At 66.8% G+C, this 14,652-nt stretch carries 14 protein-coding genes; 4 read left to right on the forward strand and 10 right to left on the reverse strand.

Going from position 1 to position 14,652, the window contains the following annotated elements; genetic code table 11:
- The first annotated feature begins 130 nt into the window (after positions 1 to 130).
- Both INQ40_RS06905 and INQ40_RS06910 read left to right on the forward strand, forming a co-directional pair.
- On the forward strand, positions 131 to 802 hold the full coding sequence (locus INQ40_RS06905; RefSeq protein ID WP_194339748.1) for an SAM-dependent methyltransferase: 672 nt from the start codon (positions 131 to 133) through the stop codon (positions 800 to 802).
- Positions 799 to 1,131 carry a YkgJ family cysteine cluster protein gene (locus INQ40_RS06910; RefSeq protein WP_194339750.1) on the forward strand — a complete coding sequence of 111 codons (333 nt, stop codon included), beginning with the start codon at positions 799 to 801 and terminating at the stop codon, positions 1,129 to 1,131. Before INQ40_RS06905 ends, INQ40_RS06910 begins: the two co-directional genes overlap by 4 nt.
- Before the next feature lie 16 nt (positions 1,132 to 1,147).
- On the opposite strand, the gene INQ40_RS06915 is transcribed toward INQ40_RS06910, so the two are convergent.
- Together INQ40_RS06915 and INQ40_RS06920 are read right to left on the reverse strand one after the other, a co-directional pair.
- Positions 1,148 to 2,320: a PLP-dependent transferase gene (locus INQ40_RS06915; protein WP_194339752.1), complete on the reverse strand. Its 1,173-nt coding sequence runs from the start codon at positions 2,318 to 2,320 to the stop codon at positions 1,148 to 1,150.
- A gap of 50 nt (positions 2,321 to 2,370) precedes the next feature.
- A complete protein-coding gene (locus INQ40_RS06920; RefSeq protein ID WP_194339754.1) occupies positions 2,371 to 3,516 on the reverse strand; it encodes a hypothetical protein in 1,146 nt (381 codons plus the stop codon).
- Positions 3,517 to 3,673: 157 nt separating this feature from the next.
- On the opposite strand from INQ40_RS06920, the gene INQ40_RS06925 reads away from it, so the two are divergent.
- Positions 3,674 to 4,186, forward strand: a complete 513-nt coding sequence (locus tag INQ40_RS06925; RefSeq protein ID WP_194342465.1) for a YgjP-like metallopeptidase domain-containing protein — start codon at positions 3,674 to 3,676, stop codon at positions 4,184 to 4,186.
- A gap of 34 nt (positions 4,187 to 4,220) precedes the next feature.
- Here INQ40_RS06925 and INQ40_RS06930 read toward each other — a convergent pair whose 3' ends face one another.
- Positions 4,221 to 4,484 (reverse strand): hypothetical protein, encoded by a 264-nt coding sequence (locus tag INQ40_RS06930; protein ID WP_228481947.1) that lies wholly within the window; start codon positions 4,482 to 4,484, stop codon positions 4,221 to 4,223.
- A gap of 72 nt (positions 4,485 to 4,556) precedes the next feature.
- Positions 4,557 to 5,246 carry a mechanosensitive ion channel family protein gene (locus INQ40_RS06935; RefSeq protein WP_228481948.1) on the reverse strand — a complete coding sequence of 230 codons (690 nt, stop codon included), beginning with the start codon at positions 5,244 to 5,246 and terminating at the stop codon, positions 4,557 to 4,559.
- Between the two features lie 142 nt (positions 5,247 to 5,388).
- Between INQ40_RS06935 and INQ40_RS06940 the strand changes: the two genes are divergently transcribed.
- Positions 5,389 to 7,614, forward strand: a complete 2,226-nt coding sequence (locus tag INQ40_RS06940; RefSeq protein ID WP_194339756.1) for a M3 family metallopeptidase — start codon at positions 5,389 to 5,391, stop codon at positions 7,612 to 7,614.
- Positions 7,615 to 7,719: 105 nt separating this feature from the next.
- Here the strand turns inward: INQ40_RS06940 and INQ40_RS06945 are convergent, their stop codons facing one another.
- The 6 genes from INQ40_RS06945 to INQ40_RS06970 all read right to left on the reverse strand — a co-directional run bounded on the left by INQ40_RS06945 (position 7,720) and on the right by INQ40_RS06970 (position 14,424).
- Positions 7,720 to 8,574, reverse strand: a complete 855-nt coding sequence (locus tag INQ40_RS06945) for a DUF3298 and DUF4163 domain-containing protein (RefSeq protein WP_194339758.1) — start codon at positions 8,572 to 8,574, stop codon at positions 7,720 to 7,722.
- A gap of 129 nt (positions 8,575 to 8,703) precedes the next feature.
- Positions 8,704 to 9,417 (reverse strand): pseudouridine synthase, encoded by a 714-nt coding sequence (locus INQ40_RS06950; RefSeq protein ID WP_193983234.1) that lies wholly within the window; start codon positions 9,415 to 9,417, stop codon positions 8,704 to 8,706.
- A 110-nt stretch (positions 9,418 to 9,527) separates the two neighbouring features.
- Positions 9,528 to 9,836, reverse strand: coding sequence for a GNAT family N-acetyltransferase (locus INQ40_RS06955; RefSeq protein ID WP_194339759.1), 309 nt, complete (start codon positions 9,834 to 9,836; stop codon positions 9,528 to 9,530).
- Positions 9,837 to 9,968: 132 nt separating this feature from the next.
- Positions 9,969 to 10,574, reverse strand: coding sequence for a rhomboid family intramembrane serine protease (locus INQ40_RS06960; RefSeq protein ID WP_194339761.1), 606 nt, complete (start codon positions 10,572 to 10,574; stop codon positions 9,969 to 9,971).
- Positions 10,575 to 10,577: 3 nt separating this feature from the next.
- Positions 10,578 to 12,146 (reverse strand): oligopeptide:H+ symporter, encoded by a 1,569-nt coding sequence (locus INQ40_RS06965; RefSeq protein ID WP_194339763.1) that lies wholly within the window; start codon positions 12,144 to 12,146, stop codon positions 10,578 to 10,580.
- A gap of 85 nt (positions 12,147 to 12,231) precedes the next feature.
- Positions 12,232 to 14,424, reverse strand: coding sequence for a TonB-dependent receptor (locus INQ40_RS06970; protein WP_194339765.1), 2,193 nt, complete (start codon positions 14,422 to 14,424; stop codon positions 12,232 to 12,234).
- Positions 14,425 to 14,652 lie beyond the last annotated feature (228 nt).

Here is a 14,652-nt window from a genome sequence, read left to right on the forward strand (position 1 = left end):
GGCGCTTTCGGAGTAGCATGGAGCGGGGCCTGCTGCACGGTCCTCTCCTTGCCGACCGCTTTCCATGGTCCAAGCCTGCTCCCGCCATGCGCCCTGCCCTCAATCGGCGGCGTTCTAACAGGGGGTCTTCATGCCCGGTTATCTCACGCGCCAGCAGCGCATCCGCCTGGGCGATCTGGATTACACGATCCGCTCGCTCAGCGATAAACAGCAGTTTTCCGACCCCGACGGGCGCGCCAAACGGCTGGGCATCTCCTCGGCCCAGTGGTCGCTGTTCGGGCAGGTCTGGCCCGCCGGACAGCTGCTGGCCAATGCGATGGCGACCTTCGATATCGAGGGCAAGCGCATCCTGGAGGTCGGCTGTGGCCTGGCGCTGGCAAGCCTGGTGCTGCAGCGGCGCGGTGCGGACGTGATCGCCAGCGACATGCACCCTCTGGCTGAGCCCTTCCTGGCCTACAACAGCGCACTCAACGACCTGCCCAGCGTGCCCTACCGCAAGCTCCAGTGGGGCGTGCCACTGCCCACGCTGGGACGCTTCGACCTGCTCATAGGAGCGGATGTCCTCTACGAACGGCCGCACGCGGAACTGATTGCCGCGCTGGTCGAGAGGCACGCGCTGTCCGAGGCCGAGTTGTTGTTCTGCGACCCCGGCCGGGGCCACAGCGGCGCGTTCACCCGCGCACTGGCATTGCAGGGCTTTGAGGTCAGCGAATCGCGCGGCGCCCTGGACGAGGATGAGCCCGAGACCTTGCGCGGTCGACTGCTGCACTACCGGCGCCGCGCGGCAGACGGTCCGCAATGATGTCGGAGGGCACGGATTTGCCGGACATCGACCGCTCGATAAGCTGCCAGCGATGCGACGCGGTGTGTTGCCGACAAACCGTCCTGGTCATGCCGGAGGACACTGCCGTCCCCCGCCACATGATCGCGCGTACGCCGCACGGCCTGCACGTCATGGCCCACGACGAGGACGGCTGGTGCGTGGCCGTGGACCCGACGCGCATGAACTGCACGATCTACGACCAGCGGCCGGGAATCTGCCGCGCGTTCCGGATGGGCAGCCCGGATTGCCGCAGCGTTCGCGATGCCTACTCGCGTCTCTACGACGAAGCCGCGCCGCCGGCGGAGTAAGCCGTCCCCGAAGTGATCAGCCGCGGGCGTTCTCCAGCGCTGCTGAGAGGTCTGCCCACAGGTCATCGACATGCTCGATGCCGGCCGACACCCGCAGCAGGCCGGCGGTGATGCCGGTCGCCTGACGGGTCGCCTCATCAAGTACGCGGTGGGTCAGCCCGGCCGGGTGCTGGATCAGACTGTCCACCGAGCCCAGGCTGACGGCCGGGGTCAGCAGGCGCACGGCCTTCATCACGGTCGAGGCCGCGGCGTGCCCGCCGTGCAAATCAAAGGCGAGCAGGGCGCCCGGCCCGCGCATCTGCGTGGCCGCGAGGTGATCGTTGGCGACGGTCCCCATTCCGGGATAGAACACCGTTGCCACCGCAGGGTGTTCGGCCAGCCGCTGTGCCAAGACCCGGGCGTTGTGCTGGGCGCGCTCGACGCGCAGCGCCAGCGTCGGCAACCCCCGATGCAGGAGATACGCTCCCAGCGGGTGCAGCAACGCGCCGGTAACGGCACGGACCTGTCGCAGCGGCTTGGCGTTTTCCTCGCTGCAGCACACCACCCCGGCAATCACATCGCCGTGGCCGCCGAGGAACTTGGTTGCGCTGTGGAGTACATACGTCGCGCCCAGGGCGATGGGGTTCTGCAGCACGGGCGTGGCAAACGTGGAGTCCACCGCTACCGGGACCTTGCCCGCCGCTGCGACCACGGCGCGGATGTCGACCAGGTCCAGGGTCGGGTTGGCCGGCGTCTCGATCATCACCAGCGCAGTCGTGGGGCGGATACGCGAGGCAATATCGGCCGCGTCCACGAACTCGGCCTCCAGTCCGGCCATGCCGCTGGCGAGCAGGTGATCTGAGGTCCCGTACAACGGACGCACGACCAGCACGTGTCCGCCGTCCTTCCTCACCGCCATCAGCAATGCCGCCAGCGCCGCCATCCCGGAGCCAAAAGCGACGCAGGCCTCGCTGGCTTCCAACTGGGCCAGCGCGTCCTCCACCCGTGCCACCGTGGGATTGTGGAGCCGTGCGTAGATCGGGTTGGCCGCGCTTGCCTCCCCGGCCACCAGCGCGTCGAAGCTGGCCGTACCTGCCGCCAGATCGGGCACCGGGTAGGTCGCGGAGAGGTCGATCGGCGGGGCGTGAACGCCCAACTGGCCGAAATCCTCGCGCCCGGCGTGGACGGCAAGCGTGTGAAGGTGCGGCATGCGATGGGGCTCCTTGGCTGTGGAGCCCCATTCTAGGATCGATTGCGCCCTTAGAAGCGGTAGATGGCAGCCAGCCCGGTCTCGCTGGGCATGCGGCCCTTGGGCACGACTACGACCTGGCCACCGTTGGCGATCACCTTCTCGGCGATATCGTCCAGCAGGTCCTCGCCGATGCCGCCTTCCGCGGCGAAGTCGACCGCACCGCTCTGCAGGTCCATGCGGCCGTTGACCTGCCGATCGGCTTCCACCAGCAAAGTGGATACGCGTGCGGACACGGCGCTGCGCGCCACCTGGGCGATATCGTCGTTGGCCAGCCAGCGCGCACGCGCGGCGTGGTACATGTCCACCAGCCCCGCCAGACGCTCCAGGTACTTGGGCTCCATGACGCGCCAGGCGCGCTCGCGCAGCTCGTCCAGGCTGATGGCGTCGGGATGCGTGTCGATCCCCTGCGGCAGCAGATAGGCGTTGTGGCTCAGCTTGCGGAACATCGCCTGATGCTCCGGCAGCGCGGCCAGCATCAGCGGCAGTCGCGCCGGACGCGAGAACTGCTCGGCGACCGCGCGATCAACCGCACGGAAGAACTGCTCGGTGTCGGCATCGACCAGCTTGCTGCGCTCGATCTGGCCGTCGTTGACGCCGGCGATGGTTGCCGCCGCTCCGCGCGCCCACGACGCCGGGCGCTGGCGCAGCGGGTCATCGCCAAGCACGGCCTCAAGCGTGTCGGGAAAGTCGTCGCCGGCTTCGAACGGATCCAGCGCATCGCGGTTGCCGACAAACATCTTGGCGCTGTGACGGTTGATCGCCAGCACCTGGTAGCGATCGGCGGACTGCACCATCCGCAGCAGCGGCTTGATGTGGAAGCTGTCGCCGACATTGACCAGCTCGGGCACGGCGCGCTGCAGGCGATAGACGCGGAACATGTCCGGCGAGACCAGCACCGCCAGTCCGTCCAGGGTGTGGTTCCAGAAGTTGCGCTCCTCGCCCAGCTTGCGCAGGTTGGCCAGCAGCGGCGCGGGATCCTTGTCCGGGTAGCGCTCCTTCCACGACGCCTCCGCCTTCTTGACCAGGTTGCCGAAACGGATAGGGTCCTGGCCGTTGTCCGGGTGGCTGCGGTGGGTCGGCTGATAGAGCGAAATGCACGGGCCGACCGGATCCTGGAACAGGTTTCCGGTGAAGTCGTCGATAAGTGAATGCATCGTGGCACCTCTGTGAACGTGAATTTGGGGGCGGCAAAACCCGGGTTCTGCGACCTGAATCCAGTCTACCCTCCCCGCCTGAAGGCAATGTCGCGACCCACCCTGCGCGCTGACTCGCGCCGGCGGGAGGAAGGGCGCGATGCCGTATCGTGGCGACATGCCCGAGTTGCCCTACCTTGCCGGTTACGATCCTGGACTTCGCCAACAGGTGCGCGAGTTGATCCGTCGCGACCGGCTGGGATCCTGGCTGCAGGAGCGCTACGACCAGGCCCACGAGGTGCGCACCGACGGCGCCCTTTACCAGTACGTGGTCGGGCTCAAGGATCGCCACATGCGCAAGGCGGCGCCGCTGGACAAGGTGGTATTCGACAACCGCCTGCAGGCGGTGCGGCACGCGCTGGGAACCCACACAGCGGTCTCGCGCGTGCAGGGTGGCCGGCTCAAGGCCAGCCGCGAGATCCGGATCGCCGGGGTTTTCCGCGATGCGCCAGAGCCGTTCCTGCGCATGATCGTCGTCCACGAACTGGCCCACCTGCGCCAGTCCGACCACAACCGCGCGTTCTACCAGCTGTGCAACCACATGGAGCCGGACTACCACCAGTTGGAATTCGATATGCGGCTGTACCTGACGCAGCTGGATCTGGCCAAGCGGAACTCAGTCCGGCAGTAGCGTCGGGTACGGCGCGATGCTCCGAATCACCGCCTCAGCCGCTGCAACCCCCGCAACAGATCGAAGGCAGTTGCTCGATCGCGTCCGGCCCGACCGGATAGCCGGCGAAGCCCAGCACGACGGCCAGATGGTTGGCATCCAGCGCCGCCGCCACCCGCAGGCGATGGCTGGAGGGAGCGAAATCGATCACTGCCGCAGGATCGACGTCGTGGATCGCATCTTCGATCCGACCCAGCGCCTGCGGGTCGAGCGCCATTGCGCCCGCCTTTTCGCCCATGTCGATGTGGAACTCGCTCATGCCGGTCCTCCTGCCTGATTTCGTGTTGCCAACCATCGTGCGCGGAGGGCGGCGGAGCGGCCGTGATCCGGGTCAAGCGTCGGGCAGACCGTAGCGCCGGTTGGAATTCTGTTCAGCCGGACCGGCCAGGACACCCGGATAGGGGGCAATTGTTTGCGGCTGCGTGTGGATTGCGGTGGGGTTGGCGCCCCCACGTGCAGGCAGATGGCGCCGCACCGTACGCTGGAAGAACAGGTTGTTGGGCACCTGCAGGACCGACGAGGATTTGCCGTCGATGCACTCCTGCAGCGTCGTGTAGATCAGGTTGATGTCCACGACCTGGCCTTTCAGCCCGGGCTTTTCGCCGTTTTCCAGCAATTCGATGTGGTCGTTCAGCCGGAACGGGCGCGTGGTGAGGATCAGCGCGGTGCAGAAGATGTTGGACAGCACGCTCCACGCCGCAAAGAACGCCACCGCGCCGACGGCGGCGAAGCCGGTGAACGCGGTCCACAGGATCGTCCCGGACACGCCAAAACGCTCCAGTATCAGCAGCAGCGCGCCGAACGAGACCAGGAACCCGAGCAGGCGCCGGCCGCCGACGGCCACCTGGGGCAGCAGGTTGTAGCGCTGACTGACCCGCTTGATCAGGTGCCGGCCCATTGCCCGCAACGCCCATGCCGCGATCAGGATCAGCACGATCTGCCCGGCCGGCAACAACACGTCCAGCCACTGCTGGGTCCACGCGGGAAACTGGTCTTTCATGATGATGGCGCGCTCAGGCATTGCGGCAGGAAGCGGCGCAGGATCCGCCAAACCGGCAAGGATACCGTCCGCCAGGGTTGTTTGCGGGGGGTGGCTTTTGTCATGGGTGCGCGAATCGTGCATCGGTTAGGCTGCAATATCCCAACGACGAGGTTCCTGTCCAATGAAGCACCCTCTCGCGCTGGCCCTGGCTGTGGCGCTGACCACCAGCCTGGCCGCATGCAGCCAGTCCGAAGCCAATCCGGCTGAGCCCAGCCAGTCCGCATCCCAGGACGGCAACACCGTGAACGAATCCAGCAACAACCCCTTCTTCACCGAGAGCAGCCTGCCGCTGCACTACCCCGCCTTCGACAAGATCACCGACGCCGATTTCGGCCCCGGTTTTGATCGCGGCATGGCCGAGCACCTGAAGGAAGTCGAGGCGATCGCCAACAACAGCGCAGCGCCGACTTTCGAGAACACCATCATCGCGCTGGAGAAATCCGGCGAGATCCTCGACCGCACCTCGACCGTGTTCTTCTCCCTGGTCGGTGCGGACACCAACGACACCCGCAAGGCGATCCAGGCCGAGTACGCGCCCAAGCTGGCCGCGCACCGCGACGCCATCGCGCTGAACCCGAAGCTGTTCGAGCGCATCCAGAAGCTGTACGACACCCGCGACTCGCTGGGCCTGGACGCCGAGGGCGTGCGCCTGGTCGAGCGCTACCACACCGACCTGGTCCGTTCGGGCGCCAAGCTTCCCGAGGCCGACAAGGTGCGTCTGAAGGAGATCAACGGCGAGCTGGCCAACCTGGGTACCAGCTTCAACCAGAACGTTCTGGCCGAGGTCAACGCCTCCGCCATCACGGTTGACAGCAAGGACGAACTGGCCGGCATGACCGACGACCAGATCGCCGCCGCGGCCGACGCCGCCAAGGCGGCCGGCAAGGACGGCAAGTACGTCATCGCCCTGCTCAACACCACCGGCCAGCCGCTGCAGTCGCAGCTGGAGAACCGCGCCCTGCGCGAGCGCCTGTACAAGGCCTCGATCAACCGTGGCAGCCGTGGCAACGAGTTCGACAACACCAGGCTGGTGTCGACGATCCTGAAGCTGCGCGCCGAGAAGGCCGGGATGCTGGGCTATCCGACGTACGCGGCCTACGTGCTGGCCGATGAAACCGCCAAGACCCCCGAGGCGGTCAACGAAATGCTCGGCAAGCTCGCCCCGCCGGCCGTCGCCAACGCCCGCCGCGAAGGCGCCGCGCTGCAGGCGATGATCGACAAGGAGCAGGCCGCCAAGGGCGAGCCGACCTTCAAGCTGGAGCCGTGGGACTGGGCGTACTACACCGAGAAAGTCCGCGCCGACAAGTACGACTTCGACGAGTCACAGCTCAAGCCGTACCTGGAAATGAAGAACGTGCTCGAGAACGGCGTGTTCTACGCCGCCGGCCAGCTGTACGGCCTGAGCTTCAAGCAGCGCACCGACCTGCCGGTCTATCACCCCGACGTGACCACGTATGACGTGTTCGACAAGGACGGCAGCCAGCTGGCGATCTTCGTGTTCGACCCGTTTGCCCGTCCGTCCAAGCGCGGCGGGGCGTGGATGAACTCCTACGTGTCCCAGTCCGAACTCACCGGCAACCTGCCGATCGTGGCCAACCACCTCAACATCACCAAGCCGACCAACGGCCCGGCGCTGATGACGTGGGACGAGACCACCACGATGTTCCACGAGTTCGGCCATGCGCTGCACGGCATGTTCTCCAACGTGAAGTACCCCTACTTCAGCGGCACCAGCGTGCCGCGGGACTTCGTCGAGTTCCCGTCCCAGGTCAACGAGATGTGGGCCGACTGGCCCAGCGTGCTGGCCAACTACGCCAAGCACTACAAGACCGGCGAGGCGATGCCGCAGGCGCTGCTGGACAAGGTGGCGGCAGCCTCCAAGTTCAACCAGGGCTTTGCCACCACCGAGTACCTGGGTTCGGCGATGCTTGACCAGAGCTGGCACCAGGCCAAGGCCGACGCCATCCCCGACGCCGCCGGCGTGATGGACTTCGAAGCCGCTGCGCTGAAAGCCAACGGCACCGACTACGCCGCCGTGCCACCGCGCTACCGCACGCCCTACTTCAGCCACATCATGGGCGGCTACGCAGCCGGCTACTACGCCTACATCTGGTCGGAAGTGCTGGACGCCAACACGGTGGAGTACATCAAGAAGAACGGCGGCCTGACCCGCGAGAACGGCGATCGCTTCCGCGACACCCTGCTCTCGCGCGGCGGCAGCAAGGACGCCCTGCAGCTGTTCCGTGACTTTGCCGGCCACGAGGCGGAGATCAACCCGTTGCTGGTGCGCCGAGGACTGGACGGCCCGGTCGCCGACGACGCCAAGGTGCCAGTCATCAAGGAGTAGCCCAGCCACGAGGCCTGGATCAAAAACGCCGCCGGGTTTGATCCCGGCGGCGTTTTTTTATGGCCTGAAGCGGGCCGTGTGAAGCAGACCACGCATCGAGTGGCGCTAGCTGCCACCCTCGAAGAGGTCACGGTATTCCGGCGCGATGTACGGCTTCAGGACGTCCGCCGGAACGTCCACCGTCTGCACGCCATCGGAGTACGGACCCACCTGGTAGGGCGAGAAAACAAAGCGCAGGCCGCGCAGCTTTCCCGCCGCTCCGGGCAAGGGCTCGAACTGGCCGAACTGCGCGGGCTCGGGTGCGGTGCCCTCGTCGATCATGCGTCCTGCACTGCGCATCATCCGGTTGCGTTCCGCAGGATCTGAGGCGTCGCCATCGATGCGCTGCGAGAGACGTGTGTGCAACTGCTCGCGGGCGTACTCGGAGACCGCTTTCCAGCCGGCGGGATCGGTTACGAGCTCTTCGGGGGTCAGCATCCTGTTGCGGGCCGGCAGCCAGTTGAAGCGCGCAAGCAGCGGCATGCCATGGGCGCCACCGGTGTAGCTGCTGCCATCGGCGGCCCAGGAAACGAGCTGCGGCGTGCGCAGCAATTCGACAAAGCTCAGCGAGAGGTCGTAGGGCGCGTTGCTGCCGCCGTCTTCCGCAGGTGGACGCGACTGCGCGGCCTGGATCATTTCCCCGCGGGCGCTGTCGGCATAGGCTTTCATGCGCCTGGCCAGGCCCGGATAGGCCGACGCGTCACCCTGGTAGCTGATGCCGACGAGGTAGTCGCTGGTGCCTTCCACGATATCTTCCAGCACCACCGGCTGGTCGTCGGTCACCGGGTCGGGCAATCCAGGCGCCGGCTGGGTTGCGCCGGTGCCGGTGGGACCCGCGGTGTCGGGCGGCGAGCGATCGCAGCCGACTGCAGTGACCAGCAAGCCGGCCATGAGCGCGGCGATAAGTGGCGTGTGACGCATGCAGTGATCCCCCTGGACGAATTACGTGCAGCCTAGCCGCGCTGACGTGACGCCCAAATGCACGGGAGCCCGGCGCAGCCATGCGCGCGGCTGGACTCCACTCGCGGACCGCTCAGGCCGCGCTGCGTATCACCACTCGGTGCGGTGCGGGATCAGGCCCTGCAGCTCCTCGTCGGTCAGGTTGCGCCACTGGCCGATCTTCAGGCGGCCCAGCTTGACGTTGCCGATGCGCACGCGCACCAGCGTCTTGACCCGGAACTTGAAATACGCCGCCATCAGGCGAATCTGGCGATTGAGTCCCTGCACCAGAACAATGCGGAAGCCGAAGCGGCCCAGCTTGGTGGTCTTGCAGGGCAGCGTGGTCTGACCGTGGATGGGCACGCCCTTGGCCATCGCGCGCAGGAATTCGGGTGTCACGTCGTGGTTGACCGCCACCAGGTACTCCTTCTCCAGCTTGTTCTCCGCGCGCAGGATCTCGTTGACGATGTCCCCGTTGCTGGTCAGCAGGATCAGCCCTTCCGAATCCTTGTCGAGCCGGCCGATCGGAAAGATCCGCTGCTCGTGGCCGATGAAGTCGATGATGTTCCCGTCCACCGCTGACTCGGTCGTGCAGGTGATCCCGACCGGCTTGTTGAGCATGATGTAGACGTGCTTGCGCTTGCCCTTGGCGACGGTCTTCACCCGCAACGCCTGACCATCCACCTTGACCTCGTCATCCTCACCGACTTCCGAGCCGACCCGCGCGCGGATGCCGTTCACGGTCACCCGGCCTTCGGAGATCAGGCGATCGGCTTCGCGGCGGGAGCAGAACCCGCTTTCGCTGATGTGTTTGTTGAGGCGCATGACGGGATGGGGACCGGTGGGGGCCGCGTAGGCTGGCACAAGTGTCCCTCAATGGCGAACACCGGTGGAAGATCCACCGATGCGCGGCGCCCGGGTAAGGTTTGCCGGGCTTACTCGACGAGCGACAGGTAGGCCGGGTGGCGCTTGGTCCATCCAGCGGCGTAGCTGCATTCCGGACGCACCTTCCACTTGTGCTGGCTGGCGTGCTGGAAGGCCGCTTCCACCAGCTGTCCGGCGATGCCGCGGCCGCCAATTTCCGACGGCACGCCGGTGTGGGTGATGACCATGACGTTCCCATCGCGGTGATAGTCGAGCACCGCGTCGGTGCCATCCACGGTGAGGATGAAACGGCCGGCATCGGCGTCGTGGCGCGGCGCCGGGGTTTGCGCTGGGGTGTTCTCCGGGGATTGGCCGGCCATGGGTAGCTCCTGACTGTGTGGGATCGCAGTCAATCTACTACCGCAGGCATTCACCGCGGATGAGCACCGGGCAACAGGCAAGCGGGTCGAAAGCGAGGCTGACGCAGCGGGCGACCCGTCCTGCGGGCGGCCCTACCCGAACGACGGAGTCAGCAACTCGCGCAGGAAGTGGCTGCCGATGGCGGGATTGAGCATCAGCACGAACAGCACACCGTAGATCGCGCCCGACAGGTGCGCGCTGTGGTTGGTCCGGCCGCCGCCGCTGCGGTCCATCCAGAACGAATAGCCCACGAAGAACACGCCGTACAGGATCGCCGGCACCGGCAGGAAGAACACGAAGATCAGCGACCACGGCTTGACCAGGATGAAGGCGAACAACACCGCCGATACCGCCCCGGACGCGCCCAGGCTGCGGTAGTTGCGGTCGCCCTTGTGGCGCACGTAGGTGGGCATGATCGCCACCACGATCGCCGACAGGTAGAACAGCGCGAAGCCCACTGGCCCGATCATCTGGGTGATCAGCTGCTCGGCGAAGCGGCCGAAGAAAAACAGCGTGATCATGTTGAACAGCAGGTGCTGCCAGTCGGCGTGGATGAAGCCGTGGGTGATCAGGCGGTCGTACTGCTTCGCGCCGCTGATGGCCGGCGGCCACAGGATCAGGCGTTCGAGCAGGCGCGGATTTCCGAACGCCTGCCAGGAGACCAGGACGGTGACGGCGATGATGGCCAGGGTGATCATGAATCAGACTTTCCGGTAGTGGTCGACGACGCGGTAGCGGCGGGCATACAAGCCGAATACCAGCGCGGCCACCAGGGCGAAGGCGGCGAAGAAGAACATCTGGAATGAGGCGGTGCTGAGCCCGGTGGCGGCGATGTTGCCGGTCACCGCATCGTTGCGGACCGCGGCGTTGGCCAGCAGCACCCACAGGTTGCCGATGGTGGTGGTCAGGTTCCAGAAGCTCATCACCACGCCCTTCATGGCCAGCGGCGCCTGGCTGTAGGCGAACTCGAGCCCCGTCGCCGAGACCAGTACCTCGCCGAAGGTCAGCAGCGCGTACGGCAGCACCTGCCAGACGATGGACATCGGATCGCCGTTGTCCATGGCCACCTGGATGCCGCCGATGACGATCCACGCCAGGCCGCTGAAGGCGATGCCCGCGGTCATCCGGCGCAGAGCGGTGGGTTCCCAGCCGAAGCGACGCAGCGCGGGGTACAGCACCATGTTGTTGAACGGGATCAGAATCATCACCAGGGCCGGGTTCAGCGCCTGCATCTGCGATGAGACGAACCATTCGGGCTTGGTCATCGCGTTGCCCTGGATGACCCAGGTCGAGGCCTTCTGGTCGAACAGCGAGAAGAACGGAGTGGTCAGCGCGAAGATCACCAGCACGCGCAGGACGCTGCGCACGCCGTCGACCGCCATGTCCGGATGCACGCCGCGGGCCCTATCCAGCTGCATATAGGCGCCGCCGCCCACGCCGACCAGCAACACCACCAGCGCGATGCAGAACGCGATCACGAATCCCAGGGTCGGAATCAGTGCGAACGAGGCGGCGGCCACGACCACGCCCGCCATCGCCATCCACAGGCCCATCCTCCCCTGCCCCGGCTTCTCGGCCAGCAACGCGGTGCGGATGACCCGCGAGAAGGAGTCCGGATCCGCCACCGTGGCCGGCGGGACGACCACGTAGTGCTTGCGGCCCAGCCAGAACACCAGGGTGGCGATGAACATCAGCGCGCCCGGGATACCGAAGGCCACGCTGGCACCAAAGTGCTTGAGAAACAACGGCATCATCAGCGAGGCGAACAGCGAGCCGAAGTTGATGATCCAGTAGAAGCCGTCAAAGACGAGCTTCGCCAGGTGCTTGTTGGTGCGGTCGAACTGGTCGCCGACAAAGGACGCCACCAGCGGCTTGATGCCGCCCGCGCCCAGCGCGATCAGGCCCAGGCCGGTGAAGAACCCGGTGCGGCTGTCCTCGAACATCGCCAGGCAGGCGTGGCCGGCGCAGTAGATCAGGCTGAACCACAGGATGGTGTTGTACTTGCCGAAAAACCGGTCCGACAGGTAGCCGCCCAGCAACGGGAAGAAGTACACACCGATCATGAAGGTGTGCATCAGGTCCTTCGCCGCCAGCTCGCGCTCGGTGCCTTCCAGGATGTGCTGCAGCAACGTCGAGGTGATCAGGAACTGCACCAGGATGTTGCGCATGCCATAGAAGCTGAAGCGCTCGCATCCCTCGTTGCCGATGATGTAGCGGATCTGGCGCGGGAACCGGGCCTTGCCGGTCGCCGCGGCGGCGTTGGTCGTCATCGTTGGATGGTCCGGAAAAATCGAAACCCGGAGCCTACGCGAAGCCGGTCGCCAACGCCCCTGCCGCTGGCGCTCTTGCGCTCAATCAGAAGCTGCGGCTCGCGGACACGCCCACCTGCCAGTGGCGCCCCGGCGCCGGCTCGTAGTAGCGGCCGTTGCCGTCGTTGACGATGACCGAGCCGATGATGTCGCGGTCAAAGACGTTGTTGAGCCGTGCGAAACCGCGCCACTCCAGCCCGTCGCGCTGGATGCGGTGCTCGGCGGCCAGGTCGAAGCGCGCGGCCGCCGGTGCGTATTCGGAGTTGGCATCGTCCACGGCGATGCGGTCGGTGAACTGGCCTTCCAGCATCACGTCGGTCGAGGCGAGCGGGCTCCAGCGCAGCTCCGACCAGGCGGTATTGCGCGCCAGCCCCGGGATCCGTCGCCCGGCCTGGATAATCAGGCTGTCGTCACCGCAGGGCGGCGTCCCGCAGGCGGCGAAATCGGTCAGGTATTCGGCGTCCAGGAAGGTGTAGGCGCCCGACAGGTGCCACTGCGGCGCAAACTCGACGGTGCCGGCCAGTTCGACACCTCGCCGCCGCGACACGCCGGCGTTGCCGTACACGCTGCGCCCGCCCTGGTTGGCGACCACCACCAGCTCGTCGCGGGTCCGGCTCTGGAACACCGCCCCGGACCACTCCCAGCCGTCGCGCCGTGCGCGGACGCCGGCTTCGATGTTGCGGCTGCGCGCCGGCTCAAGGCCATCGTTGAGGCCGCTACGATCGTCATCGCGGTAGGCCAGCTCCGACAGGGTGGGCGTTTCGAATCCGGCGCCCGCGTTGGCGTACACGCTCAGCCACGGGGTCGCGCGGAACAGCACTCCGGCGACCGGCGAGGTGCGCGCGTACTCCAGCGAACCGCTGTCATCGGGGTTGTCGGCGGTGATGTAATGGTCGCGCGAGTTGAAACGCACCTGGCTGCGGCGTGCGCCCAGGTTGATCCGCCAGCGATCGGCCGGAGCCCACTCGGCCTGCGCGTAGACATCGCGGGCAGTGACGCGGTCGTCCTGATCGCGGCGGAGCTTGCCCACCACGCCGATGCGGTCGCCGATGAAATTCTCGAAACCGCGCCGGCGCTCCTCCGACACCTGGTGTTCCAGCCCGGTGGTCAGCGAGAACGGCCGCTCCAGGAGACTCGAGGCCCATTGCCAGCGCAGGTCGGCGCCGCTGTAGTCGCGATCCAGGTCGATCGCCCCGCCGCCGTGCATGGGGTTCTTCCGCTGGACGATGACGGGCACGGACAGCATCTGGGTGGTCTTGCGACTGCCGGCGTGGGCCGTCAGTCGCAGCGTCTGCGATTCGCCGAGCGCCTGCTCGATCCGGGCGCCGGCCTGGCCCTGGCGGACCGTCTTGCGGGTGTCGAACGCGAGCGCGCCATCGCTGGCAGCCCGACGGTCACCACGCAACTGGCCCGCGGTCAGCCCCTGCGGGTCGTCGGCCTCCAGGTCCAGGCCATTGACCAGCACGGTGTAGCGCGTCCCCGTGCCGGCGACGCCTTTGAGTACCGCCTGGCCGCTGCGCCGATGCGAGCGGCTGTGGCGTCGATAGCCGTCGCTGCGCACATCGGCGAAATCGCCGACGAAGCTGCCGTCGTTCCCGTCACCCCACGGGGTCTGGAACGACAGCGAGGACTGTTGCAAACCGTAGCCGCCCAGCACAAGGCCGGCGGAGAGCGTCGGTTCGGCGGGTGCCGATGCGGTAAACAGCGAAATCACGCCGCCCGAGGCGTTGCCGTACAGCGCCGAGAACGGGCCGCGCAGCACTTCGATGCGCTCCGCCGATGCGATCGGAAAATGCGACACCTGCCCCTGCCCGTCCGGCATCGTGGCGGGGATTCCGTCGGTGTAGAGCCGCACGCCTCGTACGCCAAAGGTTGCCCGCGCGCCGAAGCCACGGATCGAGATCTGCAGGTCCTGGGCGTCGTTCTGGCGATTGCGCGCCACCACGCCAGGTATCCGGTCCAGGGACTCGGACAGGTCGATGGCCGGACGCGCCCGATGGATGGCGTCGGCTTCCACCACGTCGATGGCGGCCGGCACCACGAGGGCGTCGGCCGGGATCCGGGTCGCCGAGGCCACGACCGAAGGCAGCTGCACCGCGGCAGCTGGCTGCCCGGACTGGTCGCCTTGCGGCTGGCCGGACGCCTGCGCGCTCACGCCCGCGGGCAGGCCCAGGGCAATCAGCAGGCAGCCGTGCAGGAGCGAAGCGCGCGGCTCCGCGTTGCGGGCGGGTAGTCGCATGGTGCAAAACCTCGTCGTCGCGGTCACAGCGCCGCGGTCAATGGATGCGCAGCCTACCGTGCAACACGCGAACGGCCTGAACGCGACACTCACGTGCGACCGCTCGCAGGCGCGCAATCACCGCGACTTAAAGTCCGGAACGCGACTATTTCCGCTTTGCTGCGCTGCGTTTTGGCCGGCGGCAATGAGACGGGCTCTGCCGGATCCCTCGCGACCCCTGTTCATATT

The organism is Lysobacter sp. H21R4, assembly GCF_015277535.1.
GTDB lineage: Bacteria > Pseudomonadota > Gammaproteobacteria > Xanthomonadales > Xanthomonadaceae > Novilysobacter > Novilysobacter ciconiae.